Below are 24,576 nucleotides of genomic sequence, written 5' to 3' on the forward strand. Positions count from 1 at the left end.
AAGGATGGGGGGTGGGTGAATCTCGCGACCATGATCGCCTAGGGACCCGGCCCCCCGCCTTTCACACGCGCCCGCGAAATTCAGCGGTTTTTTCAGCGACCGGTTTCGGGGGTAAACGATCATGCCCGCAGGCCGGCCGCCCACCCCCACCGAACGTAAGCGCCGCACCGGCAACCCCGGGCACCGCCCGCTGCCCGAGCCCGCGATCGTCACCCTGGTGGCCTTCGCCGAGATACCCCCGGTGCCCGCCACGCTCGGCGACCTGGGCACCGCGATCTGGGAGCGGCTGTGGACCGCCGGGCAGGCGTGGCTCTCGCCGACCACCGACCTCGACGTCATGACCCGGCTGTGCGAGGCCCACGACGAACGCGAGGCCATCCGGGACGAGATCTTCCGCACCGGCTACCTGGTCCTGGGCTCCATGGGCCAGCAGCGCGCCAACCCGCTGCTCTCCCATCTGCGGGCGCTGGAGTCGCAGATGACGAAGTGGGAGAGCTTGTGCGGCTTCACCCCGACGGACCGGGCCCGGCTGGGAATGGCGGAGGTGAAGGTGAAGAGCAAGCTCGAGGAGATGCTCGACCGCCGGCAGCGGCGTACCGGTGCCACGTAGGCGCGCGGCCCCGCCCCGCTTCCCTCGCCGGCTGCCGCGCGGCCCCCAGCTGTGGGACCGCGAGAAGTCCAGGTGGTCCGAGGAGAACACCGACGGCGTCTTCGCCTGCGAGCTGATCGAGTCCTACCTGCGGCTGACCAAGGGGCCGGCCCGCGGCACGCTGGTGCAGCTGCGCGAGTGGCAGGCCGACCTGATCTGCGACATCCTGCGGCTCGACGCCAAGGGGCGCCGCCAGTACTGGACCTACCTGCTCCTGGTCCCGCGCAAGAACAGCAAGAGCTTGCTCGGGGCCGGCCTGGCGATCGACGGGCTGTTCGACGAGCAGGGCGCCGAGGTCTACTCCTGCGCCGCCGCCAAGGACCAAGCCAAGATCATCTTCGGTGAGGTCCGCGCGGCCGTCGAGATGGCACCCGAGCTGGACGCCAAGCAGGGCGGCCTGCTCAAGGTGTACAGGGACGCCATCGAGTACCCGGCGACCGGCAGCGTGTACCGCGCGCTGTCGAGCGAGGCCTTCACCAAGGAAGGGCTCAACCCGAGCCGGGTCCTGTTCGACGAACTGCACGCCCAGCCCAACTGGGAGCTCTGGAACGTCATGAACCAGGGCTCGGACACCCGCCAGCAGCCCCTGGTCATCGGCATCAGTACCTTCGGCGTCAAGTCCGACGCCTCCGGCCAGGACAGCGTCTGCTACGCCCAGTACCAGTACGCCAAGAAGATCATCAAGGGCGAACTCGAGGATCTCCGCTACGGCGCCCGGATCTACGAGACCAACGACCGGGTCCGCGGCTTCGACTACCGCGACCAGCAGGTCTGGGAGCGCGCGAACCCCTCCCTCGGCGACTTCCTGGACGCCGAGAAGATGGCCGCCGCGATGCGGAAGACCCCCGAGGGGGACTTCAAGACGAAGCGGCTGAACATCTGGGTGTCCAAGGCCACCGTCTGGCTGCCCGAGGGCGCCTGGGACCGCTGCGCGGCCCCGGACACCGCCATCCCGGACGGCGTCGACGTCGTCCTGGGCTTCGACGGGAGCTACAACAACGACTGCACCGGCCTGACGGTCGTCCGGATCCCCGAGACCCTGCGGTTCGACCCCGACGCGGCCGAGTACGCCTCCCTGGAGGACGACCAGAAGCAGCGCCTGTTCAAAGTGCGCAACGCCGGCCTGCGGCTGCCGCACCTGGACGTCGTGCAGCTGTGGGAGAGGCCGGCCGACGCCGGGCAGGACTGGACGGTGCCCATCCTGGAGGCCGAGGAGGCCATCCGGGAGGCCTGCCGCCGCTGGCAGGTCCGCGAGATCGTCGTCGACCCCGCCCGCTGGGCGCGCACCTTCCAGATCCTGGACTCCGAGGGCCTGCCGGTCATGGCCTTCCCCCAGTCCCCCGAACGGATGGTGCCGGCGACGGGCCGCTTCTACGAGGGCGTCATGAACCAGCGCTTCACCCACTCCGGAGACCCGCGGCTGGCCCGCCACATCGGCAACGCCGTCACCAAGCCCACCACCCGCGGCCCGATGGTCTTCAAGGACTCCAAGTCCAGCCCCCGCAAGATCGACCTGGCCGTGGCCTCGATCATCGCGCTCCACGTCGCCTGCAGCCCCCCGGAGGGGCCGCCCGAGCCCCAGTTCTTCAGCTGGGACGACCTGTAGGAGGTGCGCGTGAAGCTGCCCCGCCTGCCGCGTCCAGCCCGGGCCGCCCGCACCGCCTCCGACTTGGTCGACCTGCTCGGCCTCGGATGCCTGGACGCCGCCGCCTGGTGGCTCTACCCGGTCGCCGGCTTGGTCGTGCTCGGCCTGGTGCTGCTCCTGATCGGCTGGGTGATGGACCGGTGAGCCTGCTACGCCGCGCCATCCAGCCCCGCGAAACCCGCCTTCTGACCACCTCGTCCAGCGGCGCCGGCGACCCGTGGGCGATCCCCTCCAACGGCTCGCTCACCTACACCCCGGCCGGGGTCCCGGTCACCGACGAGACCGCTATGCAGCTGCTCGCGGTCGCCGCGTGCGTGCGGATCCTGTCCCAAGCCGTGGCCGGGCTGCCGTTCGACTCGATCCGGATGCGCGGCCAGCTCCGCGAGACCCTGTCCCCGCCGCCCACGATCATCGCCGACCCGTTCGGCGGCGCCACCAGCACCGCGCTACTGAGCCGCCGGGTCGGGTTCGGCCAGATGATGGTCAGCCTGCTGCTGCGCGGCAACGCCTACGCCGTCGTCGTGGCCCGCGACAAGCTGATGCGGCCGCTGCGGGTGCGAGTGCTGCACCCGGACCGGGTGCGGTGCCGGTTCGACAAGGACGGCAACCGCGCCTACTGGGTGGACCGCAGGAAGGAAGACGCCGAGGACATGATCCACCTGGTCGGCATCTCCTACCCGGAGTCGCCCACCGGGATGAGCGTCATCACCTACGCCCGCAACTCGATCGGCCTGGGCCTGGCCGCCGAGCAGTTCGGCTCCAGCTTCTTCGGCCGCGGCGCGCACATGACCGGCGTCATCAGCGTCGAGGCCGACCTGGACAAGCCCAAGGCCCGGATGATGAAAGAGGCCTTCGAGGCCTCGCACAGCGGGCTGCCGAACGCTCACAGCATCGGTGTGCTGTCCGGCGGCGCCAAGTGGACGCCGATCAGCGTCACCCCCGAGGACGCCCAGTTCCTTGGCACCAGGATGGCCCAGAACCTCGACATCGCCATGCTGTTCGGGGTGCCGCCGCACATGCTCGGCCAGGTCGACCGCACCACCTCCTGGGGCACCGGCATCGAACAGCAGGGCCTGGGGTTCCTGCGCTACAGCCTCGCCCCGTGGATCGGCTCCTTCGAGGACGCCTGGACGATGATGCTGCCCCGCCCCCAGCAGGCCTGGTTCGACGCCGACGCCCTGCTGCGCACGGACACCGCCGGCCGCTGGGCGGTCTACCAGATCGCCCGGAACATCGCCGGGATGACCCCGGACGAGATCCGCCAGCGCGAGAACATGCCGCCGCTGCCCGACGGCCTGGGCCAGGACCCGTTCGCGCCGCTGAACAGCGCGCACACCACCGACCCGGGCTGGGAGCCCGGCCAGCCCGAACCGGGCCCCGAACCCGCGCCGCCGACGAAGGGGAAGTGAGAGATGGACCTGTCCGCCCGGGCCGCCCGGCCCACCGAGATCCAGAAGCGCCAAATGCCCTTCCGCGACGTGCAGTTGCGCGCGGCCCCGAACGGCACGGGCAAGGACATGCTGACGTTCACCGGGTACGCCTGCGTGACCGAGGTCGGCTACGAGATGCAGGACTGGCTCGGCCCCTACACCGAGGTCGTCCGCGGCGGCGCGTTCGCCAAAACGCTGTCGGAGGGCGCCGACGTGCCGTTCCTGCTCAACCACTCGGGCATGACCTTGGCGAGGACCAAGTCCGGGACGATGGAGCTGTCCGAGGACACCACGGGGCTGCACGTCGAGGCCCAGCTGTCCGCGGCCAACTCCATCGTGCGGGACATCCAGGACGCGATGGCTCGCGAAGACCTCGACGAGATGTCGTTCGCGTTCTGGGTCACCCGCCAGCAGTGGTCCCCCGACTGGGACCAGCGGGACATCCTGGAGGTCAACCTCAACAAAGGCGACGTGTCGCTGGTCAACTTCGGGGCGAACCCCAACACGGCCGGCTCCCAGCTGAACTCGCGGGACCTGGCAGCCCACCTGGACCGGTTGCCTCCGGAGGAGCGCCGTGAGGTCTTCGACCGCCTGGCCGCCGAGTTCAACCGGCCGCCGGTGGACCTCACCTCCCCCGCGCAGGCCCGGGCCTGGGCCAAGGAACGCTTCGCCGAGCTCCGCGACGGCGCCCAGCTGTCCGACGCCACCATGGCCAGCCTGCAGGACGTCCTGGACCTGGTCGCCGCCGCGGACACCGCCGTCGACGAGGCACAGGTCGTGCTGTCGGACCTGATGGACGTCCCGAACCCGGACGACCCCCAGGAGAACGGCGCCGACCTCGGCCTGTACCGGGCCCGGGCCCAACTCCTGGCCCTGTAGTACCCGGCGGACCTGTTCCGCCCCCACATTCCAGCCCCGGACGGCCCATGCCGCCGGGGCTTTCGCCTGCCCGGCTCGCGCCGGAGCCCGCGCCGGACCCCCACGCGAGGGGCACCACCCGGGCCACCACCCGTCACCACGGCAGGCACACCGCAACCCACCCCGAAGAGCAAGGAGAACCCTGTGACCAAGCAGGAGATGATCCGGGCACTCCAGGAGCGGCGTGCCGAGATCCGCACCACCCTCGACACCCTCCTGGACACCGTCCAGACCAACAAGCGCAGCAAGCTCACCGAGGCCGAGCAGACCGCCTTCGACGCCGGCGCGACCGAGATCCGCGAGATCGACGAGCGTGTGGCTGAGCTCGACGGCCAGATCGTCGCCGACGAGGCCGCGGCGGCCGTGGCCCGCCGGTACGCCGGCGACCCGGAGCTGCGCCGCAGCCCGGCGGACCTGTCCGTGACCGAGCCCCAGGTCTACCGCTCGGGCCCCGGCGGCCTGTCGTACTTCCGGGACCTGTACCGGGCCAACCGCAAGGGCGACCCGGTCGCGCTGGAGCGCCTGCGGCGCAACGACAAGATGGTCGCCGAGGAGCGGGGGCGCCGCGCGGAGAAGGAGGGCCGGGCGCTGTCGACCACGGCCGGCGCGGGCGGCGAGCTGGTGCCGCCGCTGTGGCTGGAGGAGCAGTTCGTGATGCTGGCCCGCCCGGGCCGGGTGACCGCGGACCTGTGCGTGCCCGGGGAGGTGCCGGCGGGGACGAACAGCATCAGCATCCCGAAGGCGATCAGCGGTACCGCGGTTGCGGTGCAGGCCACGCAGAACACTGCGGTGCAGGTCACCGACATGGTCACGGGCAGCATCAACGCCCCGGTCATCACCATCGCCGGTGGCCAGGCGATCTCGATGCAGCTGGTCGAGCAGTCGCCGCTGAACGTGGACGACATGGTGCTGGCGGACCTGGCCCAGGACTACGCGGTAAAGCTGACCCGGCAGGTCCTGTCCGGGTCGGGCACCTCCGGGCAGGCCACCGGCTTGCTGACGCTGGCGGGCACCAACTCGATCGCGTGGACCCAGGCCAGCCCGACGCTGGGCGGGGCCGGGTCGCTGTACTCCAGCATCGGTGCGGGCATCGCCGCGGTCCACGGGACGCGGTTCCAGCCGCCGACGCACATCGTGATGCACCCGCGCCGCTGGGCCTGGGCCACCACGCAGACCGACACCGCCGGGCGGCCGATGGTCGTGCCGGCCGGTCAGGGTCCGAACAACGCCATGGCTGCCCCGGCCGACCTCAAGGCCCAGGGCTACGTCGGCGAGATGGCCGGCCTGCCCGTGTACACCGACCCGAACCTGCCGATCAACCTCGGTACGGGCACCAACCAGGACGTGGTCGTGGTGGCCCGTATGTCGGACCTCTACCTGTGGGAGGGCGAGGTCCGGGCGGAGGCGTTCGAGCAGACGTACGCCCAGAACCTGCAGCTGTTCGTCCGGCTCTACAACTACGTCGGGTTCCAGCCCGGCCGGTACCCGGCCTCGATCACCGCGATCACGGGCACCGGTTCGGTCACGCCCACCTACTGATCCGCCCCTGGGGGCGTCCGCCGACTGCGGGCGCCCCCGCACCCGTTGAGGAGCCTCACCCATGAACATCGTCAACATCGCCCGGGGCCTGCTGGACCGCCACGAGCAGATCAGGGACTCCGACCCGGAGACCGCCGCGCAGATCCGCGACGACCTGACGCTGATGGCCGACGAGGTCAAGCTCGCCATCAGTGAACTCCGCGGCCTGGTCGACCCGCCCACCATCGAACTCGAGGACAAGCGGGTGATCCCGACGGTCATCGCCGAGGAGATGCGCCTGACCGGGCGCCGCCTGGAGGAACTGGTCGGCAAGGCCAAGCGCCCCGCGCCGGTGCCCAAGGACGCCGACAAGGCCCCGGCGAGGTCCACCGCGGCGGCGGCCAAGGCCCCCGAGAAGGCCTGAGGCGCGACGGTGACGCTGATCTACGTTGCCGGGCAGGACGTCGGCCTGACCACCACCGTGATCAGCGACTCCGGCGTCCCCGCCTCCGGCACCCCCACCGTGGTCCTCACGGTGACCGACCCCACCGGGACGGTCACCACCCTGGCCACCCTGCAGGTCGGCCAGGGCGCCTACGCCGCCGTCGTCCCGGCTGTGGCCACGCCGGGGGTGTGGCAGTACCGCTGGACCGCCACCGGCACCGGTGTCGGGTTCGCCGACGAGGGCCAGTTCCAGGTCCGCCCGCTGGGAACCCAGCAGATCGTGGACCTGGCCAGCGTCAAGGCCCACCTCAACATGCCCCCGGGCGACAGCAGCCAGGACGCCGAGCTGCAGGGCTTCATCCTGGCCGCCGGCGACGTCGCCCGGAACATCGTGGGCCCGGTCGTCGCCGAGAGCCACACCCAGTACTTCAGCGGCGGCACCCCCACGGTGGTCGTCGACTGGACGCCGCTGGCCTCGGTCCAGTCCGTCACCGAGTACTACGGGCAGTCCGGCTACGTCCTGACCGAACAGCCCCTCGGTGCACAGACCACTGCCTTCGCCTTCACCGTCGACTACGACACCGGGCAGATCAGCCGCCGCACCTTCGGCGGCGAGGCCGCGCGCTTCGCCATCGGCGACAAGAACATCAAGGTGATGTACACCGCGGGGCGGGGCGGTGCGGTCGGGTGGGCGGTGCGGCTGGGCACGCTGGAGCTGATCCGGCACCTGTGGCAGCTCACCCAGCAGGGCGGCCGGCCCCGGCTGACCCGCGGCGGCCTGGACTCCGACAGCCCCGGCATCCCGACCGGGTTCGCCATCCCCACCCGGGTGCTGGAGCTGTGGCAGGGCGACAAACGGCCCCCGGGCATCGCATGACCACGCCGATCGCGGACATCCCCGCCTCCAGCACCCCCGACGCCCGCACCTGGATCTTCGAGGGCATCGGAGCCCAACTGGCCGGTGCCGAGAACGTGCTGGTCTGCCTGGACGAAGCCGGCACGTACCAGCCCGACGACATCGTCATCGTCGGCGACGTCCACCAGACCTACAGCCCCGAGCAGACCGTCGGCTCCGGCGGCCGGTTCTGGCTGCGCGAGGACTTCACGGTCACCGTCACCGTCTCGGTCTACCGCGGCGGCGACGACCCGGCCGGCGTCTTCGCCCGGGCCCGCCAGCTCGCCGACATGGTCGTCGCCGTCGTGCGCTCCGACCCGTCGCTGGGCGGCGCGGTGGACCGCGCCATGCCCACCTCGGCCGTCCAGACCGGCGGCTGGGCCGACGAAGACGGCAGCGGGCGCGAGTCGACCATCGAACTCGAAATCGGCTGCATGAACACCATCTGACCTGCATTGACCTGCGAGGAGTGCCGTGCCCGACTACACGTACACCGGCGACGAGGGCCGGTACTACCCCACCCTCGGCCTGACCCCCGAACCCGGCGACGTCCTCGAACTGGACCGCAACCCGGGCGACGGCCGCTGGACCCCGCCCGACCCCGAGCCCGAGCAGGAGCAGGACGAGGACCAGGTGGCTGCCCAGCCGCTGATGGAGCCCGTGGCCGATCCAGCTACGGGCGCCACGGAGATCACCGGCGACGGCAGCGGAACCGCGCTGCCGCCCGTCGACCCGGCTGACCCGGGCCCGCGCACCGCACCCGCCCGCATGCGAACCCGTACGAGGAAGGAGGCCTGACATGCCGAAGCCGTCACATCTCGCGGTACTCATGGCGGGCAAGGAAGCCGTGGAGGGCACCCCCGTACCGCCCACGATGTCCGTGCCGTGGAAGACCCTGACGCCGAAAGACGATCTTGCTTTGATCGCGGACGAGGGCGTGCGCGGGTCCGCGGTCGACAACTACGGCCAGTCCCCGGGCCCCCGGGGCTCGGGCCTGGACATCGGCGGCGACGTCATGGCCGACATCATCGGCTGGCCCCTCGCGTCCCTGTGCCCGGACCTGCTCGTCACCGGCTCCACCGCGCCCTACACCGGGGTCTTCAGCACCCTGAACACCGGCGACACCCAGCCGGCCACGCAGACCTGGACCATCTTCGACCCGCTGGGGACCTGGCAGTACCCGGGCATCCACTGGTCCGAATTGGGCTTCAAGTGGAACGCCGACGGGTTCTTCCAGTACAGCGCGAAGGGCATCGGCTGGGGCTACCAGACCACCACCTCGCCGACCCCGTCCTGGACCGCGTCGCCGAAGCCGGTCGCGAACTGGTCGGTCACCAACAAGATCGCCGGGACGCAGATGTTCGTCGCCGACGGCGAACTGACGATCAAGCGCCCCGTGACCGCGATCCGCGGCGCCAACGGCACCCAGGACCCCTACAAGCTCTTCTCCGGCGACATCTCCGTCGACGGGAAGATCACCACCGTCATGGAGACCACCGCCCAGCGGCTGATCTTCCAGGCCGGGACCATGCAGTCCTTCGAATGCGCCTACACCCAGGGCGCCGCGACCGCGCTGAACTCCCTGCTCCTGCACTGCTCGCAGGTCGCCTACACCGAGGGCACCCCCTCCTACGGCAAGGACTACATCGAGCTGCCGCTGACCTTCAAGGCCTCCGCGAACACCTCCGACATCGGCGCGAGCGGCGGCTTCTCGCCGATCAAGGCCACCCTCCTGAACGCACTACCGAGTGGGACGTACAAGTAATGGGGATCGAACGAAAGAAGCTGCCCAACGGTCAGTGGGCGGACATCCGCGACTCCGCCGAGGTCCCGGAGCGCCTGCAGCGCGCGGTGCGGGCGATCCAGATGCAGCTCATGAAGGACCCGGCGTTCGCCGGCGTCGTCGACAAGGCGAAGGCAGGCGGCGTCAAGAGCGTCGAGGACCTGGACGACGCGGTCGGCGAGGAGCTGGCCCAGGAGATGACTCCCGAGGCCATGGCGCTCCTGGACGACCTCAACGACCGGCTGATCGTCTCGCGGGTCGCCGGATGGTCCTTCGAGGCCGAGGTGAGCATGGACGCGCTGCTGGACCTGGCCAGCGGCACCTACGAGGCGCTGAAGGAGCTGTGCGCCAAGGGCGCGCTGTCGGGCAGTCCGGACCTGTCTCCGTCCACTGATGAGGAGAGCCCTACCGGCTCCTCTACCGCCTCCGTGTAGCGGTAGAGGAGAAGTTCGACTACCCCGCTCACATGCTGCCGATGGAGGCCTACCGGGACTGGCAGCTGTGCCAGGTCGTGGGGCCGCCGGACAGCTGGATGGACCTGCCGGCCGCGCGCCTGGACTGGATCCTCGCGGTCGACGGCGCGATCGAGCAGGCCAAGGCCAACAAGGCGAGGGAGACGGCCGATGGATGACATCGGGATGCGAGTGGAGGGGACCCGGGACCTGGGGGTCGCACTGACGGCCATGCAGCGGCGCATCGACCTGGCCACGGTCAAAGCGCTGAAGAAGTCGCAGTCGCTGACGCGCAACGCGATCCGCGGCCGGATGCGCGCACGCCCGCGGTGGGACCACCGCGGCGCCTCGCGCAGGACCGGTCCGGCGGTCTCGCTGGACCTGACGCCGCACCACGTGTCCAGGCGAGGCGGCCCGGGCAAGCTCAGCGGCGCGCTGGCGGCCTCGATCCGGTCCAGCAAGCGGCCCCGCGTCAAGGGCCAGGCACTGTCCGCGGTCGTGATGTCCGGCGGTGCCGGTGGTCCGCAGAACCTCTACAAGGCCCGTATCGAGGGCAGCTACCCGTACTTCCGGCCCGGCGCGCAGGCGGCCGAGAAGAAGATCGCGCCCGTCTGGGCGGAGGAGTGGTACGCGGCGGTCCTGGGGCGGCCCGTGTAGGTCCTGACAGCACGACAACTCAATAGCGGTGAGGGGGTGCCCCGTGGGTGCGCTCCCTCCCGTCTTCATCGAGTTCCTGGGGTCCTCCAGGGGCGTCAAAGCGGCGATCAAGGACGTGAAGGCCGAGCTGGCGGGCGCCGACGCCGAGAGCCAGGGCACGTTCGCGCGCGCCGGGATGATCGGCAAGGCGGCGATCGCGGGCATCGGCCTCGCTGCGGCCGACGCGGCCGTCCACACGGTCCACATGGCCGCCGACTTCGAGACCCAGATGACGAGGGTGCGCACCGGCGCCGGCGAGCTGGCCGGGAACATGCGGATGGTCGGCGACGGCGTCCTGACCATGTCCGGGCAGGTCGGGGAGTCCACCACCGACCTCACCTCCGGCCTCTACACCGTCGAATCCGCCTCGTTCCACGGTGCGGACGCGCTCACCGTCCTGAAGAACTCCGCGATGGGCGCGAAGGTCGGCGCCGCGGATCTGGCCACGGTCACGGACGCGGTCACGACCGGCCTGAACGCCTACCACATGGGCGCCTCCCAGGCCGCCACCGTCACGAACGAACTGATCGCGACGGAGTCCGAGGGCAAGACCAACATGGAGGCCTTGGCGGGCTCCATGGCCTCGATCCTGCCGACCGCCTCGGCCGCGCACGTCGGCATCCAGGAGGTCCTGGGCGCCATGGCCACGATGACGGCCCAGGGCACCCCGGCGGCCGTCGCCGCGACGTACCTGCGGCAGACCATCGGGATGCTGTCCAACCCGTCGGCGAAGGCCGCGTCCGAGATGAAGGACCTCGGGCTCAACAGCGTCCAGGTCGCCCAGAACCTCGGCAAAAGAGGGCTGGCCAGCACACTGACCGAGCTGACCGACGCCATCCAGAAGAAGATGGGCCCTGCCGGCACGGTGTTGATCAAGCACCTGCAGGACGCGGCGAAGAACACCACGGCCTACCAGAAAGTGCTGGCCAAGCTCCCGCCGGCCCAGCAGACGTACATCGGGGCGTTGGCCACGATGGTCGGCGGCACCAAGAGCATGCAGGCCGCACTGGAGCTGACCGGCCCGCACATGGCCACGTTCCAGGCCAACACGAAGGGGATCGCGAACCACGTCAAGGACGCCCACGGCCAGATCGAGGGCTGGGCGGACGTGCAGAAAACTTTCAACCAGCGCATGGCGGAGGCGAAGGCCTCCACGCAGGCCATGGGCATCCAGATCGGCAACCAGCTGCTGCCCGTGGTCACCAAGCTGGCCGGCTACCTGGCCACCGGGGTGACCTGGCTGACCCGGCACAAGTCGATCGCCGAGGCCCTGGCGATCGTCATCGGGGGCGCCCTGGTCGTGGCGCTGACCATGATGACGGCCGCGCTGTGGGCCGCCGCCGCCGCGAGCACCGCGGTGACGTGGCCGATCGTGCTGATCGGCCTGGCCGTGGCCGCGGTCATCGCCGTGATCGTCCTGCTGATCATGCACTGGCGCGAGGTCTGGTCAGTGATCAAGACCGTGGCCCTGGCGATCGGCAAGGCCGTGGCCGACGCCTGGGACTGGGTGGCGTCCAAGACGGCAGCGGTCTGGGGCGACATCACCTCGGCCGTGGCCAGGGCCTGGTCCTCCGTCGCGGACTTCTTCGTCGGCGCCTGGCACGACGTCGCCGACCCGATCGTCGGAGCCTGGCAGACGATCACCCGCGTCACCTCCGAGGTCTGGGATTCGATCATCGGATTCTTCAAGCGGTGGTGGCCCCTGCTGCTGGTGATCTTCGCTCCGCCGATCGCGCTGCTGCTGGCGATCTGGAACCACTTCCACACCCAGATCATCGGCACCGCCGTCCAGGTCTGGAACCGGATCAAGGGCTTCTTCCAGACGGTCTGGGCCGGGATCAAGCAGGACGCCGGTGCGGCCTGGGGGCTGATCCAGACCTACATCGTCGCGCCGGTCACCGCGACCTGGCACGAGCTCGTGCGGATCTGGGGCGTCGTCAGCGGCTGGCTGTCCTCCCAGTGGCACGCGATCTCGGCCTCGGCCGCCCTGGCCTGGGCGCACGTGAAATCCGCGATCATCGATCCGATCACCTCGGCGTGGGACGACCTGGTCGGCCTGATGCGCAAGATCGAGGACACGATCGGGAGTGCCGTCAGCGGTGCCTGGCACACCGTCGAGGGCTTCATGTCGCACTGGTACCAGGTCGGCATCGACATCATCAAGGGCATCATCAAGGGCGTAACCGGCTCCGCCGGCGGCCTGATGTCCAGCATGAAGGGCATCGCCGAAGGCGCCCTGAACAGCGCCAAGTCCTTCCTGGGGATCAGCTCCCCGTCGAAGAAGTTCGCCGAGATCGGGATGTACATCAACTCCGGCCTGGTCCAGGGCCTGGAGGGGTCGGCCTCGCAGGTCCAGGCCGCGACCCGCAAGATCTCGAACCTGCTCTACGAGCAGTTCGGCGCCGACAGCCACGTCGGGCTGCAGAACCTGGTCAAACTCGACGGCCAGGACCTGAACCGGCTCGCCGGCCAGCGCACCGCGGTCGCCGCCCGCCTCAAGACCGCCAACAGCCAGTTGGCGACGCTGCAGAAGGACTGGGCATCCACCCAGGCCCAGGTGGCCGGCAGCATCATGCAGTCCGTCTCGGTCGTCATGGCCGGCCCGGACAACGGCGGCGCACTGACGACCGACCAGGTCATCGCCAACATGCAGGCCCAGGTCACCAAGGCCCAGGCCTTCGCGGCCGAGCTGCAGACGCTGCACAAGAACGGCCTGTCGGCGGACATGATCCAGCAGATCGCCGCCGCCGGCGTCGACCAGGGCGGCGCCACCGCCCAGGCCCTCGCCTCCGCCACCAAGGGCCAGCTGCAGCAGATCAACGCCCTGCAGACCAGTGCGAAGACCGCCGCGGGAAGCGTCGGCACAGCGGTCGCGAACTCCATGTACAGCTCGGGGATCGCCTCCGCCCAGGGGCTGGTGAAGGGCCTGCAGTCGCAGGAAGCCGCGATCCAGCGCCAGATGAACAAGATCGCTACGCAGATGGCGGACACGATCAAGCACGCCCTGAAAATCCACAGCCCCTCGCAGATCTTCAGCGAGATCGGCGACTTCGTGGCCCAGGGCCTGGGAGCCGGGATCGAGTCCGGCACCCACCACGCGGTCACCGCCGCAACCGCGCTGGCCGGGGCGGTCACCGCGGCCGGAGTCCCCGCCCTCCCGCGCCTGGGCGCCCTGACCCCCGCCGGAGCCACCGGCGCCGGCGGCCAGGCCGCGCAGATGGCCCAGGTCACCACCAACGTCTACCTCGACGACGACCTGCTGTTCTCAGCGATGCAGGAGCGCGCCCTGCTGTTCGACCGGCGCAACTCCAAGCCGGGCATGGTCTACGTCCGCGGCTGACGGCTACGTCGACTCGCCAAGGAGGTCGTAAACAGTCTGGCGGGCGAGCCCGGTCGCGTTGATGATCGCCTGCTTGCTGCCGACCACCGGTTTGCCGTCCTGGCCGGGCGCGCGGGCGGCCTGGACGGCGGCGGCGATGTAGCGGGTTGTGTGGCGGACCTGCTCGCGGGCGACCCGGAGCTCGTCGGCCAGCTCCTCGAGCATCATCAGCGCCTCGGGCTCGGTGGCGAAGTCGAAGATCGGGTCGTGCAGCCAGTGGACCAGCGGATCGTCGTCCGGGGTCACACGGTGCGGAGTCCGGTCGCTCATCAGAAGCGCCTCCATATCGTCTAGTAGTAGACAAACTAGCCCCGCAGGCGGGGGGTGTCTACCACTAGACGCCGATCTGCCCTGCAAGGAGGTTCCCGATGGCTGTTCCCGGCCTCCTGGCGAACTGGCCGCGGATCGCGTTCCAGATCGCATGGAACACCGGCGGCCCGCAACCGGCCACGCCGTACTGGACGGACCTGACGGCCCGGCTGCAGGGCAGTTGGACGGCCACGCAGTCGGGCCGCCAGTACGAGCTGGACGACGTGGCCTCGGGCAGCATGTCCGTCACTCTGGACAACACGGACGGGATGTTCGACTCCACCAACCCGTCCGGCCCCTACTACGGCAGCATCCGGCCCTACCGGCTGGCGAGGATGACGGCGACCTGGCCGCCGTCGCAGAACCTGCTGCCGAAGGGGCTGGCGAACGGCAGCGACCTCCTGGACGCCCTGCCCATCTCCGGGACCCTGGCCCTGGCGACGGTCGCGGCGGCGCCCAGCGGCCACACCAGTGCCGTGGCCTGGACGTTCCCCGCCGCCGGCACCGCGCTGACGGTCGGGTTCGGCCTGGGCGCGCACAACGCCAGCTTCGGCACCGCGTGCGACTCGGACGCCATCCCGGTGGTGAGCCTCAAGGGGCCGGCCGTCGGCCGGCAGTTCACCATCACCTCGTACCTGTCGGCGCTGGCCGGGGGCACGTCGGGGCTGTCGCTGCTGCTGCGGATCTCCTGGTACCGGCAGGACGGCACCAGGATCACCACCACCGACGGGGCCGCGGTCACCGTGCCCGTGCAGCCGTCCTGGGTGCGGGCGACCGTGACCGGCACCGCTCCGGCCGGGGCTGTCTGGCTCCGGTACGCGGTCCTGAACGCGGCCACCACCGCGGTGTCGAACACGGTCTACGCCACCGGGGCCCAGGTGGAGCTCGCCGGCGCGGCGACCGCCTGGGCCGACCCGGGCACCACCTACGCGCTGTGGACCGGCTACCTCGAGCGGACCAAGCAGCGCTGGAAGGGCGCGCAAGGGTTCGCCGACGTGCCGTGTGTGGACTCGCTGGCCGGGCTGTCGCGGATGGTGCTGCAGCAGTCCCTGCAGGCCTCGCTGCTGGCGCTGGGCCCGGACCGGCTCTACCCGCTGGACGAACCCACCGGCAGCACGACGTTCCGCGACCAGACCAGCGCCCACCCGGCGCTGACGATCGGGAACAGCACCCTCGGCGCGGGATCCGTGACCGCGGGCAACGCCGTCACCGGCTCCGGATCCGTAGGCGCGCCCGGGCCGGTCGTCACGATCACCAACCCGGCCCCGACCGGCTTCAACCAGGCCGGGTCCTTCCTGCAGCTGCCGACCCCCAACGGGCCGCCGTCCAGCGGGGGCTGGGGCAGGATCATCTGCTTCCGGACCAGCACGACACCGCCGGCCGGGCAGGTCTCGGCCCTGTGGTGGTGGGGCGCCCCGACCGGCAACGCCTCCCAGGCCGGGATGTACATCGACTCCGGCGGCCACGTCAACGCCTCGGCGGCCAACGCGGCCGGGCAGAGCGTGACCACCAACGTCACCACGGTGCCGGTGTGCGACGGGAACTGGCACATGGCCGTGATCATCCTGCGGGCCGACGGGATGCTGCTGAGCCTGAACGTCGACGGCACCGGCGCCAACGGCCCCTCCTCCTTCGACCTGCACGGCACCGGGATCCGGGTCGACACGATCGGCATGAACGCCAACCCCATCAACAAGTCCTTCACCTGGGGGTTCACCGGCGATGTGGCCTACGCCTGCGAGCTGCCCACCAACCTGCTGCCCACGTTCCCGGACCTGGCCACCGGGTTCGCCACCGGATGGGCGGGGGAGTCCTCCGGCGCCCGGGCCCAGCGGATCCTGGCGATGGCCGGGTACACCGGCGCGTTCTCCGCCCTGGGGACCGCCACCGCGATGGGCGCGATCAACGTCGCCGGGAACGACGCCGTCGCCTCGCTGAAGGTGTGCGCGGACAGCGAGGCCGGACAGGCCTACGTCGACGGCGCCGGAACGGTCACCCTGGCCGGCCGCCGCTGGAGGTACCTGCACTTCACCCCGGACATCGTGTTCGGGGAGAACACGGGCGCCGGGGAGATCCCGTACCTGGGCGGGGTGGAGGTCGACCTGGACCCGGACCACATCTACAACACCTGGGCCGTGACCAACCAGTCCGCGCCCAACGGGGTCCAGCAGCCCGACGCCCTGGGCGCCAACGCCCTGTCCCAGTCGGAGTACTTCGCGTCCTCGCAGACCAGGACCATCAACGTCCTGGACCCCGCCGAGGCACTGGCCGCCGCCTCCTACCTGGCCTCGCAGTACGCCGAGCCGCAGCCGCGGATCTCCAAGGTCGTCATCGACCCGTCCGCGAACGCGGCCCTGTGGCCGGCGTGCCTGGGGCTCGGGTTCGGCTCCCGGGCCCGGCTCATGCGCCGGCCCAACGGCAGCCCCAACACCATCCAGGTCGAGACGTTCGTCGAGCAGATCTCCTGGAAGGGCGACGACACCGGGCGCCTGCAGCTGACCTCGCAGCTGTCCGCAGCCACCCCGTACCTGGGCTGGTGGATCATCGCGTCCCTGCACAGCACCCTGCAGGCCGTCGCCACCGCGGGCACCAACACCATCACCCTGGGCCCGCTGACCGGCGCCGCGCTCAACGCCGCCGCAGCCGTGCTGCCCGTCGGGACGGTCCTGACGGTCGGGTACGGCACCGCGGCGGCCGAGAACGTCACCGTCAAATCGGTGGGGGCCACTACGGCGGGCTACACCTCGGTCGTGGTCACCCTGACCGCGAACCTGACCAGCACCCACGCGAGCGGCCTGACGGTCTGCCAGCCCCTCCCGGGCGGCTACAGCATGCCCGCCAGCACCCTGGCCGGGTTCCCGGCCTCCCTGGACGCCGGGGCCACGCTCTCGGACACCAGCCCCCGCGTCTCCTACTAACCACTCCGGAGGGCACCGTGGGCGGCCTCGCTGTTCCCATCCCCTACAACTGGGCCGTCGGCGACATCGGCAACATGGCCCTGCTCGACGCCCAGATCCGCGACCCGATGACGTTCTTCCTCAACGTGCCGATCTTCTCCACCGCCCAGACGGCCGTGCAGTCCATCGCCACCGGGTCGCTGATCACCCTCACCTGGCCCGCCCCGCCGATCGACACCTACGGCGGCTGGGCCGCGGGCGCACCCACCAAGTACACCCCGCAGGTCCCGGGCTACTACGAGATCGACGCGGTGTACCAGGCGGCGGCGAACGCGACCGGCGACAGGCTCGCCCTGATCCAGAAGAACGGCACCACGATCGCCCAGGTCTCCGGACCGGCCGCGACCGCGTCCGACAGCACCGGTGTCCCCGTCCGCGCACCCCTGGTCGCGTGCAACGGCACCACCGACTTCATCGAGATCGTCGCCGTCCAGCGCTCCGGCGTCGCCCTGAACACCGTGGTGGCCCTCACCCAGTTCTCCGCCAAGTGGGTCCACGCCCTCTGACCAGCTCACCGCCCGCCCCGCGACCATCCGGTCCGGGGCTTCGTCATGCCCGAAGGAGACCCGCATGCTCACCGCGACCACCGCCGACGCCGACACCCAGGCGTTCCGCCTGCTGCCCGAACACCCGGACAACCTCTACCGGCTGGGGCGGCACCAGATGCTCGACACCCTGGTGGCCGAGTTCGCCGCCATCGTCGACGAGCTGGAGCCGATCCTCGACGTCGACCACACGGAGGTCCAGGACCCGTTCGACCAGGGCAAGGTCGGCGACTGCACCATGAACGCCGGGTACGGCTGCCTGGTCACCGCGCCCCTCGGCAAGGCCGGCCAGACCCCGGTCACCCAGGCCGTGATCCTGTCCGGGTACGAGCTCGAGACGCGCCTGGACGACTCCCAGATCCCCGGGCACTACCCGCCCAACGACACCGGCTCCACCGGGGCCTGGTCCATGACCACCCTGGTCAAGCTCGGCCTGATCAGCGGCTGGCACCACACCCGCTCCCTGCGCACCGCCCTGATCATGCTCAACAAGGGCGCCATCTCGATCGGTGTCCGCTGGTACCAGTCGATGTTCACCCCCGACGCGGACGGCACCATCCACGTCGTCGAGTCCTCCGGCGTCGCCGGCGGCCACCAGCTGTGCGTCGTCGCCAACGACACCAAGAACCGCCGCATCCGCCTGCGGAACTCCTGGGGCACCGGCTGGGGCGACAACGGCCACTGCTGGCTGAGCTGGGCGGACTTCGCGCTGCTCCTCAAGCAGGGCGGCGACGTCGTCCAGCCCCTCGCCCTCGCCGCCTGACCCGGAAGGACACACCATGCTCCAGGGCATCGACGTCTCGGACTTCCAGTCCGCCAGCCCCGCCATCAAAGGCCTCGGCTTCATGATCGCCAAGGCGACCGAGGGCCACACCAAGGTCAACGCCAAGGCCGCCGCCCAGGCCAACCGGGCACGCCAGCAGGGCCTCGTTGTCGGCTTCTACCACTTCCTGTGGCCCGGCAACATCGACCAGCAGGCCCAGTACTTCGTCACCCAGGCGCCGTCGGTGGCCGGCGACATCCTGGCCTGCGACTGGGAGACCACCGAGGTCGGCACCCACGCCAGCTGCACGGAGAAGGACCAGTTCCTCGCCGCGGTCAAGCGGCTGCGCCCGGACCACAAGGTGATCCTGTACTGCAACCGGGACTACTGGCTCAACCACGACACCACCTCGAACGCCGGCGACGGCCTGTGGATCGCCGACCCCAGCGCCGCACCCGGCCACCCGCGGGTCCAGGCCCCGTGGATCATCCACCAGTACGGCGAGACCGCAGGCACGGACCGCAACGTCGCCAACTGGTCCTCCGTGGCCGACATGGCGCACTGGGCCGGCGGCCCGACCCCGCCCGCACCCCCGGCCCTCCCGGTGGTGCACCTGGCGCACGTCATCGCCGCGGCCAAGGCCGACCCCAGCGCGCCGCAGGGCCACACGACCTACCGGACCGAGGTCCTGACAGTCGAGAACGCCCTGGTCGCCGAGGGCCTCCTGGCCGCCCACTGGGCCGACGGAAGCTTCGGCACCCAGACCGTCGCCGCCTACGCCGCCCTGCAGCGCCGCGACCACTACACCGGCGCCGACGCCAACGGCATCCCCGGCCGCGCCTCCCTGACCGCGCTCGGCAAGAAGCACCACTTCACCGTCGCCTGAGTCCCTCCAGTCCCTGACAGTTCCTGACACCAGAGAGGCACCCATGTCCCCCAAGCTGATCTTCGGCCGCGAGCCCGTGCTCTGGCTCGCCCTGGTCGCCGTGATCGTCAAGTTCATCTCCGCGTTCCTGTTCCACGTATCGGTGGACCAGCAGGCCGTCATCAACGCCGCCGCCGCGGCGGTCCTCGGTCTGCTGATCGCCCTGTCCACCCGCGACGGCGTGAACGCCGCGATCCTCGGCTTCATCCAGGCCTTCGTCGCCCTGGCCGTCGGCTTCGGCCTGCACCTCGACGCCGACCACCAGGCCCTGCTGATGTCCCTGGCCACCGCCGTCCTGGCGATGTTCACCCGCACCCAGGTCACCGCACCGGTGACCCAGGCCGACCTCACCAAGGCAGCCTGATGTCCCCCGCGGCGGCCACGCGGCAGCTGCTCGCCGGGCCGCGGCGACTGCTTCACCACCTCGGCCGCCGCGGGGGCTACCTGCTGACCCTCGGCTCCGGGTGGGTCGGCTACGGCGCCAGCATCACCGTCAACGCCCGCTACGGCACCAGCCGCGGCATCGCGATCCTGACCCGCGTCGCACCCATCCCCTTCTGGGGCTGGCTGTGGATCGCGGCCGGCCTCCTGGCCATCACTGCCGGACTACGACGGGGGGCCTTGATCGACACGATCGGCTACGTCTGCATCAGCATCCCGCCCGCCCTGTGGGGCGCCGCCTACGCGGTCGCCTGGTACACGGGCGCCTACCAACCCGTCTGGGGCTCGGCCATCGCCTGGCTCTCGGAGGTCGGGGGGTTCGTCATCGTCTCCGGCTGGGTCGAGCTGCCCCGCGCCACGATCCGCGCGATGCGAGGCAAGGGGCCACAGCATGGGGGCTGACACCGTCGCCCTGGTCGTCGTCGCCGTCTGCGGCGCGGTCACCGGCGTCTTCAGCTTCCTGCAGTCCCGAGGCGCCAGCACCACCGCAACCGAAGTCCAACGGCACGTCACGCCGCCCGCACCCGGCCCAGCGCCGGAGCTGACGATCTCGCCAGCGCTGCACACCGAGTACACCGAGCGCCTGGCCGAGGGCGAGCGCCGCGAGTCCCGCCTGGTCGAGCTCCTTCGACTGGCCATGCGCATCATCCGCCGGCAGAACCGTCGCCTGCTCCAGGCCGGCCTGGACCCCGAGCCCATCCCGGACGAACTGATCCCGCACTCCATCGGCTGACAGGAGCTGACATGGCGCTCGCCCTGGAGACCGTCACCGGCACCGTTCCCCTGCCGGACACCAAGACCCCGGCACAGGGGTACGTAGTCTTCGCGCCGAACTGCGGGGTCCTGGTCGACCCCGCCGACAAGAAGATCATCGTCGGGAAGATGAAGCTGAAGCTGGACAGCTTCGGCTCGTTCTCCATCGCGCTGCCGCCCACCGACAGCACCGGTATCCAGCCCGAGGCCAACTCCTGGAACTGGTCCGTTTCCTTCGAGCTGGTCGGCGCGACCGTGGACCCGTTCAACTTCGCGCTCCTGACCGGGTCCGGGCCGGTGGACCTGTCCGAGGTGATCCAGGTCGCCCCGCTGGACGGGGACTACCTGGTCGTCCCGGGGCCGCCCGGGCCGCAGGGCGACCCGGGGCCGAAGGGCGACAAGGGCGACCCCGGGTCGGGTTCCGCCGAGCCCTGGGTCTTCGACGCCGTCGTCCACGGCGGGGCGGTCGGCGACGGTCGGTGGGTCACGGACCTCAGCGTCACCTCGGGCTCCGCCGTGGCGACGTCGGCCACCGCCGCGTTCACCCCGAGCAACACCAACGGCAAGTCCTACCTCCTGCACGGGGCCTCGGCCAGCGGCGACGCGGTCACCGGCACCCTGACCTACGTGTCCGCGACCCAGGTCCTGCTGTCGGCCCCGGCCGGGACCACCGTCAGCGGCGCGACGTTCCTGTGGGGCACCGACGACACCCCCGCGTTCCGCCTGTGCCTGACCGACGGCACCGCCTACGCCCTTGCGCACTCCTACGAGTTCAAGGTCTACGTCCCCATCCCGCCGGCGGGGCATTTCTACGTCGTCGCCGGGCAGTTCGTCACCGGCGGCAGCACCCTGGGGTGCGCGCAGATCCCGCTGCCCGTCATCCCCGCCACCGGCCCCAAGGTCACCTGCCTGTGGGAGCACGCCGGCAACTCCGCCGGCCTGGAGCTGTGGTCCCAGACCGCCCCGAACATCACCGGCGCCACCATCGTCTCGTTCGGGGTCTTCGCCAACCAGAACGCCCAGGGCGACCTGATCGGCTCCGACGGCAACCCCTGCGTGATCGGCGGCCCCACCCAGCCCCACGGCTACGGCCGCGGCGACACCTTCTCCAACCTGTTCCTCGACTTCACCGGGTCGATCCTGACCACCCACAGCAAGACCGGCCTGACCTACGAGGCCCTCGGGCTGGACGGCATCGCCAACGCCCAGGTCCACGACTTCTACATAGGGACGACCGGCTCGGTGGCGCGGGGCGACTACGCGACGTTCGCGGCCTTCGGCGGCGGCTACAGCATCGGCCTGTCGATGCCCGCCGACGGCAACAACGACATGTCCGTGATCCGCAACGGCACCATCGGCGGCGGCTACACCTTCGGCGTCTACGCCACCGAGCACACCGACATCACCGCCCTGCGGATCCTGTACTGCTGGGCCGCGCTGTGCCCGGTCGGGAACTACTACGGGTCCGTCGGCGCGGTCCACTCCATCACCGGGTCCCTCGTGTCGATCGAGGCCTGCACTGTCCTGGTCCTGGTCATCGGCAAGGGCTCCGACGGCATCGGCCCCACCATGTACCTGCGCATCGACACGGAGACGTCGACCCCCAGGTTCGGGGACAGGAGCAACGGCAACGACATGGGCGCCGCCGCCGGCGAGATCGTCCTCGGCGGATCACCCGCACGCGCCGGCCTGATCCTGGACGGGCCACCCGGGTTCGACATCATCGACGCCCACGGCACCGCGACCACCGTTACGGGCAACTACACGCTCTCGTTCCTCGACGAAGTCGTCCTCGTCGACGCCTCCGCCGACTCCACCCAGACGCTGCCCACCGCCCTCTCGTTCCCGGCCCGGAAGCGGATCACGATCAAGAACCTGACCGCCCACACCGTCACCGTCGCTCCCGCCGCCGGCGGCCAGCTCATCGACGGGGCCGCGACCAAGACCGTGGCCCAGTGGGCCGCCATCACCCTGCAGGCCACCAGCAGCCTCTGGTACACCGTGTAATCCCGTCGGGCCGACCCGGTCGGACGGCTAGTGTGGCCTCGGGACGGAGCACAGCCCGGTCGATCACCGGGCAGTCCGAGGGGGCCCGCGCGAACCCCGTGCTCCCGGGTTGGGATTGAATCCCAGGGCCTCCACCAACACCTACACCCCCGCCCGGCCCCGCGCTGGGCGGGGGCTTGCGCTGTAAGGTCGCATCATGGCTGATCCAGGGCCCGAGGAGGCCGCGCCGTCCGAGGCCGTGCAGGCGCGGCCGTGGCGGCAGGGCGATCCGAAGGCGGACGTCTTCGTCTTCCCCAACATGGGTGCGCCGATGCTGTGGATCTACACCGAGGGCCGGTGGCGGAGCGCCGTCGTGCGGGCCCGGCATCGGTACCCCGACGGACGCACGGCCTACCAGGTCGCCATCGAACTCGACCGAACCCGGGACACCCACTACCGGACGTACTGGTGGGACCCGGCCTGCATGCGCATCATCCGCCGCCAGCAGCCTGCCCGGCCCAGCACCCACCCTTGACGACCCGCCCCCGCCCCCGCTCGGCCTCGCGCCGAGCGGGGGCGGTTCGTCGCGCCCTAGGCTCGGTGTCACCGGGTCGGACACACAATCGCTGCCCGGGCCAGCACGCGCCCGGGATGCTCCGCAGCAGCAACGAAGAATTCACCTCGACCCGCCAACAAACGGCTCACGACCGCCTTACGCTGCGAGTAGCGACCCTCGGCCCGCAGGAGTAGAGAATGACCACCACCGACAAAGCGATCGGTGCGCGCATCCGCACCGCGCGGAAGATGCGGCATCGCACTGTGGAGGGCCTCGCCAGCGAGGTCGCCATCAGCACCAGCCTGCTGGAGAAGATCGAGCGTGGCGACCGCAACCCGACGCCGGCGCTCATCGTCCAGCTCGCCAAGGCCCTCGACATCGGCGCCGAGCACCTGAACGGGCAGCCGTACCTCAACGGCACCGAGACCGAGGACCAGGTCCACGCCGTCATCCCGCAGCTGCGGCGCATCATGCTCGCCTACGACTCCCCTGAGGACCTCGTCATCGGCGTCCGGCCTCTCGCGGTCCTGGCCTCGGAGGTCCAGCAGGTCTCCAAAATGCGCCAGGACGGCCAGTACGCGCCGATCGGGCCGCTGCTGCCCGGGCTGCTGAACGAGCTCACCCACACCGCCCTGGAGACCGAGGGGGACGTCTCCGAGCGGGCGTTCTGGAACCTGGCCCTGGCGTACCGGGCGGCGAACAGCGTGGCCCACAAGCTCGGTTACCAGGACCTGTCGATCGCGACGATCGAGCGGATCCAGTGGGCATCCGAGCGCTCCGGCGACCCCTACATGCCGCTGATGGCCGGCTACCTGCGACTGGGGGCGATGCTGCGGCAGGGCACCTGGAAGGCGGCGAACCTCCTCGCCACGGAGCTGGAGGGGAAGCTGCGGAGTATCCAGGGGGCGCACTGGGACGACACGAGCCGCGGACTGCTGGGAGCGATCGTGCTGAAGCGCGCGGTCATGCGGGCCCGGCAGGGAAACGCGGACGGCGCGATGCGGGAGCTGGAGGAAGCGGCTGAGATCGCAGCGGCCTCCGGAGACCGCGACGGGGTGTTCTACGAGACGTCGTTCGGTCCGTCGAACCTGCGGATCCACGAGGTCCATATCGGCATGGACACGAACTCCGCAAGCTGGGCACTGAACCGGCTCACGGACTGGGGCGACCAGGGAGCGGCTTGGGAGCCGCCGGTGGATCTGCCTGCGGAGCGCAGGTCGCACCACTTCATCGACCTGTCAGCGGCACAGTTGGCGACGGGGGATCGCAGGCAGGCGCTGGTGTCGCTGCAGAAGGCGCGGCAGATCGCCCCCAACCACACGCGGTTCCACCCGTCGGTGCGGTCCACGGCCGAGGCGCTGCAGCGCGCGGACCGGCACGCGGATGATTCGGTGACGGGCTTCGCCCGCTGGGCTGGGGTCTGACGCACGTCCCTGTCAAGGGTTTTGACGGTTTTTCACCCCGCACAATGTGTGCGGTTGCAGGCTGCACGAAGCGGCACGATCTCCTCACAGGCAGTAACAGTGCAGTGA

25 protein-coding genes and 1 pseudogene are annotated in these 24,576 nt (G+C 70.6%); 25 read left to right on the top strand and 1 reads right to left on the bottom strand.

The window, feature by feature from the left end; genetic code table 11:
* The first annotated feature begins 121 nt into the window (after positions 1-121).
* The 15 genes from ACEZDG_RS14615 (at position 122) to ACEZDG_RS14685 (ending at position 13,770) form a co-directional block, all read left to right on the top strand.
* Complete coding sequence (locus ACEZDG_RS14615; protein ID WP_380508249.1) at positions 122-610, top strand: phage terminase small subunit P27 family; 489 nt, start codon at positions 122-124, stop codon at positions 608-610.
* Positions 600-2,255 (top strand): terminase large subunit domain-containing protein, encoded by a 1,656-nt coding sequence (locus tag ACEZDG_RS14620; protein WP_380508252.1) that lies wholly within the window; start codon positions 600-602, stop codon positions 2,253-2,255. Before ACEZDG_RS14615 ends, ACEZDG_RS14620 begins: the two co-directional genes overlap by 11 nt.
* A 9-nt stretch (positions 2,256-2,264) precedes the next feature.
* A complete protein-coding gene (locus ACEZDG_RS14625; RefSeq protein WP_380508255.1) occupies positions 2,265-2,438 on the top strand; it encodes a hypothetical protein in 174 nt (57 codons plus the stop codon).
* Positions 2,435-3,703 carry a phage portal protein gene (locus ACEZDG_RS14630; RefSeq protein WP_380508258.1) on the top strand — a complete coding sequence of 423 codons (1,269 nt, stop codon included), beginning with the start codon at positions 2,435-2,437 and terminating at the stop codon, positions 3,701-3,703. Before ACEZDG_RS14625 ends, ACEZDG_RS14630 begins: the two co-directional genes overlap by 4 nt.
* A 3-nt stretch (positions 3,704-3,706) precedes the next feature.
* Positions 3,707-4,603 (top strand): HK97 family phage prohead protease, encoded by an 897-nt coding sequence (locus ACEZDG_RS14635; protein ID WP_380508261.1) that lies wholly within the window; start codon positions 3,707-3,709, stop codon positions 4,601-4,603.
* Positions 4,604-4,786: 183 nt separating this feature from the next.
* Complete coding sequence (locus tag ACEZDG_RS14640) at positions 4,787-6,181, top strand: phage major capsid protein (protein ID WP_380508264.1); 1,395 nt, start codon at positions 4,787-4,789, stop codon at positions 6,179-6,181.
* A 61-nt stretch (positions 6,182-6,242) separates the two neighbouring features.
* Positions 6,243-6,584 (top strand): hypothetical protein, encoded by a 342-nt coding sequence (locus ACEZDG_RS14645; RefSeq protein WP_380508267.1) that lies wholly within the window; start codon positions 6,243-6,245, stop codon positions 6,582-6,584.
* Between the two features lie 9 nt (positions 6,585-6,593).
* Positions 6,594-7,481 carry a hypothetical protein gene (locus ACEZDG_RS14650; protein ID WP_380508270.1) on the top strand — a complete coding sequence of 296 codons (888 nt, stop codon included), beginning with the start codon at positions 6,594-6,596 and terminating at the stop codon, positions 7,479-7,481.
* Positions 7,478-7,948: a hypothetical protein gene (locus tag ACEZDG_RS14655; RefSeq protein ID WP_380508273.1), complete on the top strand. Its 471-nt coding sequence runs from the start codon at positions 7,478-7,480 to the stop codon at positions 7,946-7,948. The genes ACEZDG_RS14650 and ACEZDG_RS14655 overlap by 4 nt, the downstream gene beginning before the upstream one ends.
* A gap of 25 nt (positions 7,949-7,973) precedes the next feature.
* Positions 7,974-8,297: a hypothetical protein gene (locus tag ACEZDG_RS14660; protein WP_380508276.1), complete on the top strand. Its 324-nt coding sequence runs from the start codon at positions 7,974-7,976 to the stop codon at positions 8,295-8,297.
* Between the two features lies 1 nt (position 8,298).
* A complete protein-coding gene (locus ACEZDG_RS14665; RefSeq protein ID WP_380508278.1) occupies positions 8,299-9,264 on the top strand; it encodes a phage tail tube protein in 966 nt (321 codons plus the stop codon).
* Entirely contained in the window at positions 9,264-9,716 is a 453-nt protein-coding gene (locus ACEZDG_RS14670; protein ID WP_380508281.1) for a hypothetical protein, read from the top strand. Before ACEZDG_RS14665 ends, ACEZDG_RS14670 begins: the two co-directional genes overlap by 1 nt.
* A gap of 32 nt (positions 9,717-9,748) precedes the next feature.
* Positions 9,749-9,913 carry a hypothetical protein gene (locus ACEZDG_RS14675; protein ID WP_380508283.1) on the top strand — a complete coding sequence of 55 codons (165 nt, stop codon included), beginning with the start codon at positions 9,749-9,751 and terminating at the stop codon, positions 9,911-9,913.
* Positions 9,906-10,391 (top strand): hypothetical protein, encoded by a 486-nt coding sequence (locus tag ACEZDG_RS14680; protein WP_380508286.1) that lies wholly within the window; start codon positions 9,906-9,908, stop codon positions 10,389-10,391. Before ACEZDG_RS14675 ends, ACEZDG_RS14680 begins: the two co-directional genes overlap by 8 nt.
* Before the next feature lie 43 nt (positions 10,392-10,434).
* A complete protein-coding gene (locus ACEZDG_RS14685; protein ID WP_380508289.1) occupies positions 10,435-13,770 on the top strand; it encodes a phage tail tape measure protein in 3,336 nt (1,111 codons plus the stop codon).
* 3 nt (positions 13,771-13,773) lie between these two features.
* Here ACEZDG_RS14685 and ACEZDG_RS14690 read toward each other — a convergent pair whose 3' ends face one another.
* Complete coding sequence (locus ACEZDG_RS14690; RefSeq protein WP_380508292.1) at positions 13,774-14,079, bottom strand: hypothetical protein; 306 nt, start codon at positions 14,077-14,079, stop codon at positions 13,774-13,776.
* Between the two features lie 98 nt (positions 14,080-14,177).
* Between ACEZDG_RS14690 and ACEZDG_RS14695 the strand changes: the two genes are divergently transcribed.
* The 10 genes and pseudogenes from ACEZDG_RS14695 (at position 14,178) to ACEZDG_RS14740 (ending at position 24,468) form a co-directional block, all read left to right on the top strand.
* Positions 14,178-17,036, top strand: coding sequence for a hypothetical protein (locus ACEZDG_RS14695; protein WP_380508295.1), 2,859 nt, complete (start codon positions 14,178-14,180; stop codon positions 17,034-17,036).
* Positions 17,037-17,053: 17 nt separating this feature from the next.
* On the top strand, positions 17,054-17,581 hold the full coding sequence (locus tag ACEZDG_RS14700; RefSeq protein ID WP_380508297.1) for a hypothetical protein: 528 nt from the start codon (positions 17,054-17,056) through the stop codon (positions 17,579-17,581).
* Positions 17,582-17,645: 64 nt separating this feature from the next.
* Positions 17,646-18,383 (top strand): C1 family peptidase, encoded by a 738-nt coding sequence (locus tag ACEZDG_RS14705; protein ID WP_380508300.1) that lies wholly within the window; start codon positions 17,646-17,648, stop codon positions 18,381-18,383.
* A gap of 16 nt (positions 18,384-18,399) precedes the next feature.
* Positions 18,400-18,951, top strand: a pseudogene (locus ACEZDG_RS14710) (GH25 family lysozyme); the annotation flags it as partial.
* Positions 18,952-19,312: 361 nt separating this feature from the next.
* Complete coding sequence (locus ACEZDG_RS14715) at positions 19,313-19,672, top strand: hypothetical protein (RefSeq protein ID WP_380508303.1); 360 nt, start codon at positions 19,313-19,315, stop codon at positions 19,670-19,672.
* The gene (locus tag ACEZDG_RS14720; RefSeq protein ID WP_380508306.1) at positions 19,672-20,151 is read left to right on the top strand and encodes a hypothetical protein; all 480 of its coding nucleotides are present in this window, start codon (positions 19,672-19,674) and stop codon (positions 20,149-20,151) included. The genes ACEZDG_RS14715 and ACEZDG_RS14720 overlap by 1 nt, the downstream gene beginning before the upstream one ends.
* Positions 20,141-20,482, top strand: a complete 342-nt coding sequence (locus ACEZDG_RS14725; protein ID WP_380508308.1) for a hypothetical protein — start codon at positions 20,141-20,143, stop codon at positions 20,480-20,482. The genes ACEZDG_RS14720 and ACEZDG_RS14725 overlap by 11 nt, the downstream gene beginning before the upstream one ends.
* An 11-nt stretch (positions 20,483-20,493) precedes the next feature.
* Entirely contained in the window at positions 20,494-22,509 is a 2,016-nt protein-coding gene (locus ACEZDG_RS14730; RefSeq protein WP_380508311.1) for a hypothetical protein, read from the top strand.
* Between the two features lie 196 nt (positions 22,510-22,705).
* A complete protein-coding gene (locus ACEZDG_RS14735; protein WP_380508314.1) occupies positions 22,706-23,023 on the top strand; it encodes a hypothetical protein in 318 nt (105 codons plus the stop codon).
* Positions 23,024-23,241: 218 nt separating this feature from the next.
* Positions 23,242-24,468 (top strand): helix-turn-helix domain-containing protein, encoded by a 1,227-nt coding sequence (locus tag ACEZDG_RS14740; RefSeq protein WP_380508316.1) that lies wholly within the window; start codon positions 23,242-23,244, stop codon positions 24,466-24,468.
* Positions 24,469-24,576: the final 108 nt, after the last annotated feature.

The organism is Streptacidiphilus alkalitolerans (assembly GCF_042511045.1).
GTDB lineage: Bacteria > Actinomycetota > Actinomycetes > Streptomycetales > Streptomycetaceae > Streptacidiphilus > Streptacidiphilus alkalitolerans.

What these genes read in the sequence shown, in the direction of transcription:
- ACEZDG_RS14690 (WP_380508292.1), bottom strand. Translation starts at nt 14,079, where the DNA reads ATGAGCGACCGGACTCCGCACCGTGTGACCCCGGACGACGATCCGCTG.
- ACEZDG_RS14675 (WP_380508283.1), top strand. Translation starts at nt 9,749, where the DNA reads ATGCTGCCGATGGAGGCCTACCGGGACTGGCAGCTGTGCCAGGTCGTG.
- ACEZDG_RS14635 (WP_380508261.1), top strand. Translation starts at nt 3,707, where the DNA reads ATGGACCTGTCCGCCCGGGCCGCCCGGCCCACCGAGATCCAGAAGCGC.
- ACEZDG_RS14670 (WP_380508281.1), top strand. Translation starts at nt 9,264, where the DNA reads ATGGGGATCGAACGAAAGAAGCTGCCCAACGGTCAGTGGGCGGACATC.
- ACEZDG_RS14655 (WP_380508273.1), top strand. Translation starts at nt 7,478, where the DNA reads ATGACCACGCCGATCGCGGACATCCCCGCCTCCAGCACCCCCGACGCC.
- ACEZDG_RS14645 (WP_380508267.1), top strand. Translation starts at nt 6,243, where the DNA reads ATGAACATCGTCAACATCGCCCGGGGCCTGCTGGACCGCCACGAGCAG.
- ACEZDG_RS14730 (WP_380508311.1), top strand. Translation starts at nt 20,494, where the DNA reads ATGGCGCTCGCCCTGGAGACCGTCACCGGCACCGTTCCCCTGCCGGAC.
- ACEZDG_RS14705 (WP_380508300.1), top strand. Translation starts at nt 17,646, where the DNA reads ATGCTCACCGCGACCACCGCCGACGCCGACACCCAGGCGTTCCGCCTG.
- ACEZDG_RS14715 (WP_380508303.1), top strand. Translation starts at nt 19,313, where the DNA reads ATGTCCCCCAAGCTGATCTTCGGCCGCGAGCCCGTGCTCTGGCTCGCC.
- ACEZDG_RS14740 (WP_380508316.1), top strand. Translation starts at nt 23,242, where the DNA reads ATGACCACCACCGACAAAGCGATCGGTGCGCGCATCCGCACCGCGCGG.
- ACEZDG_RS14680 (WP_380508286.1), top strand. Translation starts at nt 9,906, where the DNA reads ATGGATGACATCGGGATGCGAGTGGAGGGGACCCGGGACCTGGGGGTC.
- ACEZDG_RS14695 (WP_380508295.1), top strand. Translation starts at nt 14,178, where the DNA reads ATGGCTGTTCCCGGCCTCCTGGCGAACTGGCCGCGGATCGCGTTCCAG.
- ACEZDG_RS14735 (WP_380508314.1), top strand. Translation starts at nt 22,706, where the DNA reads ATGGCTGATCCAGGGCCCGAGGAGGCCGCGCCGTCCGAGGCCGTGCAG.
- ACEZDG_RS14665 (WP_380508278.1), top strand. Translation starts at nt 8,299, where the DNA reads ATGCCGAAGCCGTCACATCTCGCGGTACTCATGGCGGGCAAGGAAGCC.
- ACEZDG_RS14725 (WP_380508308.1), top strand. Translation starts at nt 20,141, where the DNA reads ATGGGGGCTGACACCGTCGCCCTGGTCGTCGTCGCCGTCTGCGGCGCG.
- ACEZDG_RS14720 (WP_380508306.1), top strand. Translation starts at nt 19,672, where the DNA reads ATGTCCCCCGCGGCGGCCACGCGGCAGCTGCTCGCCGGGCCGCGGCGA.
- ACEZDG_RS14615 (WP_380508249.1), top strand. Translation starts at nt 122, where the DNA reads ATGCCCGCAGGCCGGCCGCCCACCCCCACCGAACGTAAGCGCCGCACC.